We start from the raw sequence: 1,150 nt of genomic DNA on the forward strand, positions 1-1,150 counted from the left end.
TACTCGGAAAATATCATTCATATACTTTACAATAATTTATCTTAACCCCTAATTAAAGGTGTCATAGAAGTCTAACTCAATACATAATAATAAAATATAGAGTATAATAAATGTGAGATGGAGTTTCAGGCTTGCCATATTCTCTTGATTATGAAACGTATTATAAAATACTCTATAAATATTTGAACAACAAGAAGTAGGTGAAACATATGAAGGTTTACGTAAAATGTAAAAAGAATTCTAATTCTGGATTAGTTATTGGGAAAAGTGAAACATTTACAAAAGCGATATATGGCTTTAGTGAATTAGGCTGTGAAATTATACCCTATGAAGTATTAGATGATATATACGATGTCGTTACAAAAGAAGATATAGTAGTTGATTATATTTATCAATGTGAAGAAATATTTAGAAAGTTTGGGTATGATGATGTTCATGTTGATGATTATCCTGAATGCTTAAAGAAGTATTTAGGACGAAAGATTTGGTATGATACGATTGATTCTATTTCTTCTCATGTGGAAAAATGGTCTGCTGGATGGTTTGTTAAACCGGTTAAGTCAAAAGTATTTACAGGAAAAGTCATAAAGAGTATCAAAGATTTAGTTGGATGTGGTAATTGTGAAGAAAACTATGAAGTCATATGCAGTGAAGCAATAGATATTAGAAGAGAATGGCGATGTTTTATTTATTATGATGAAATTTATGATATAAAGCCATATAAAGGGGATTATCATTATACATATGATCCACATGTCATTGATCAGATTATGAAGGATTTTAGAACATGGGAAGAAAGACCAGCAGCCTGCATTATTGATATTGGTGTGACAAGTGATCATAAAACAATAGTAGTAGAATGCAATGATGCTTATTCATCTGGTGATTATGGACTAGAAGACTTCAAATATGCCAGATTTATATCTGCAAGATGGGCTCAGATTTTTGAGCGAGAAGATCCATTCGATTTCAGAAAGTATCAGCCTTGATATTAAGCAATAGATAATAAAAATATAAATAGTGAAAAAACGTTGAATAAATACATCTGCTTATAGAGATACACTTCTATACAATAAAGATTATCATTGGATAAGCTTATTTTAATCACTATAAAGGGGTTGCAACGAAATAGACAGTACTTACTACTACC

At 29.9% G+C, this 1,150-nt stretch carries 1 protein-coding gene; it reads left to right on the forward strand.

Annotation, left to right across the window (positions count from 1 at the left end; genetic code table 11):
- The first annotated feature begins 209 nt into the window (after window positions 1-209).
- On the forward strand, window positions 210-989 hold the full coding sequence (locus tag B2S90_RS07450) for an ATP-grasp domain-containing protein (RefSeq protein ID WP_278860530.1): 780 nt from the start codon (window positions 210-212) through the stop codon (window positions 987-989).
- Window positions 990-1,150 lie beyond the last annotated feature (161 nt).

This window comes from Catenibacterium sp. UBA627 (genome assembly GCF_002299355.1).
In the GTDB taxonomy this organism is placed as follows: Bacteria; Bacillota_I; Bacilli_A; order Erysipelotrichales; family Coprobacillaceae; genus Catenibacterium; species Catenibacterium mitsuoka.

Excerpts from the sequence above, each read along its gene's own strand:
- B2S90_RS07450 (WP_278860530.1), top strand. The coding sequence starts at position 210 with ATGAAGGTTTACGTAAAATGTAAAAAGAATTCTAATTCTGGATTAGTT.